Origin of the sequence: Barnesiella sp. An22, assembly GCF_002159975.1 — a bacterium.
Taxonomy (GTDB): Bacteria; Bacteroidota; Bacteroidia; order Bacteroidales; family Barnesiellaceae; genus Barnesiella; species Barnesiella merdigallinarum.
In genome coordinates this window covers 1-1,524 of the sequence record NZ_NFJR01000045.1, presented here as the reverse complement: position 1 = coordinate 1,524, position 1,524 = coordinate 1, and the positions used below count along the sequence as shown (strand labels likewise).

General features: G+C 39.9%; 3 protein-coding genes. All 3 read left to right on the top strand.

Annotated features, from left to right (window positions below; all coding sequences use genetic code 11):
- Positions 1 to 408, top strand: a 408-nt coding sequence (locus B5F38_RS14120; RefSeq protein ID WP_206422503.1) for a hypothetical protein, incomplete at its 5' end; no start/stop codon positions are given.
- A gap of 32 nt (positions 409 to 440) precedes the next feature.
- Positions 441 to 914 (top strand): hypothetical protein, encoded by a 474-nt coding sequence (locus B5F38_RS14115; protein ID WP_087409750.1) that lies wholly within the window; start codon positions 441 to 443, stop codon positions 912 to 914.
- A gap of 31 nt (positions 915 to 945) precedes the next feature.
- Entirely contained in the window at positions 946 to 1,509 is a 564-nt protein-coding gene (locus B5F38_RS14110) for a hypothetical protein (RefSeq protein ID WP_143241005.1), read from the top strand.
- Positions 1,510 to 1,524: the final 15 nt, after the last annotated feature.

The window sequence follows — 1,524 nt, the reverse complement described above, 5'->3', positions numbered from 1 at the left end:
CCGGAGCTTGTCTTTAAAGACTCTCTGTTCTTTCAACGTATAGACTCACTTGTTTTTAATTCGATTTGTTTCAACTTGCATAAGTTGGATAAAGGTAATTTTGAGGTATGTTACGTTGATTCGAAAGAGCCCTGGCTGAGATTTGATTTATATCCCGAATTTGAATTTTGCGGAGGTACAATAACCGGATATTTTGAATATAAAAATTTTTCTTTTGTTTGGTATGGAGTTATTCCCGATTCGCTATGCGAGGTATCAGACAGGAAACGGGAGTTCTCCTATTGGAAAGGAGAGAATGGAGATTCGGTTATCTCCGTGTATTTGGGTTACGTCGAGGGTTCGATAAAATCTATGGGAATGGATTGTATCGATAGGGATATGAAGCGTTCATTCCATGGTGAGGACTAACAAAATTCTGTTTAACGGCTATGAAAAAGTGTATGATTTATGTGTTGCTGTCACTGATAGGTGTACCAACCATACAGGCCCAAATGCTGACCTATGAAGAGATGGTGAAAAAAATCACGGTCTATATGCCCGAAATGAATATAAAAGACTCGGTCTTTTTACAAGAGATAGACTCCAAGATTTTCAATTCGGGTTGCGCTTGCTTGGACTATGAAGATGCCGATGTATTTGATATTAAATCGAAAAGGCAAGACGATGGAAGCTATTATCTCATATTTTCGATATCCTCCACTCCAGAAGCCAGGGATGGAACGGGATATTTCGAATACAACGATTTTCTTTTTGTGTGGCATGGTGATCTTCCTCCATATCTATATGAACGAACGGGGAAAAAAAGAAGATTCACATATCAACAATATGTCCCAACTATGATATGTGATTGGGGAGATTTCTATTTCAAATACTCTCGTGGAAAGATGGAGATAACCGGGCTGGGGTGCTGGTGATGGGAATTGTGTAACCTTAAAGTAATTCATTATGAAAAAGGCGATTTTAATATTCCCGATTCTGTTTTTGCTTTTACCCTTTTGGGGAAGGAGTGAAGATACTGAAAATACAATCGAGTCGATATATGTGCTGTATTACAATTATTCATTTAACAGCCCGGTGGCCATAGATTGCGACTGTCTGAGAAAAAGAATGATTGGACCATTTATCGATATTACCGATAGCGGTCTGATAGAGTATCCCGACTCAATGGGCATAGTCGATACTCTATTGACCGACCCGGTGCTGTTGCGGGAAGTTCAGAATGAGTTGAAAAAACTGAAACCCAATGATAATCCTTATCCTCCTGATGCTCGAGCCTCCTATACCTTGCGCTACAAGGACGGCACAGAAGAAAAGATATGTATGGGTGAGTATGCCCACTTTTGGTTCAGGGGGAGAAACTATACCAACAATCGGCTGTTGTATTTGCTGAGAAAAAGCATAGATTATTATAGAATAGTATGGGAACCTATGATTGATGGTCTTGAAGAGTTGAACGATACTACATTCGAACGAGAACCGGTAGTGGGGAAACACGGCCTCGTTTATTGAATCAGGCAACGGTAA

Bases quoted from the DNA above. Each gene is read 5' to 3' on its own strand.
- B5F38_RS14110 (WP_143241005.1), top strand. From the start codon at position 946: ATGAAAAAGGCGATTTTAATATTCCCGATTCTGTTTTTGCTTTTACCC.
- B5F38_RS14115 (WP_087409750.1), top strand. From the start codon at position 441: ATGATTTATGTGTTGCTGTCACTGATAGGTGTACCAACCATACAGGCC.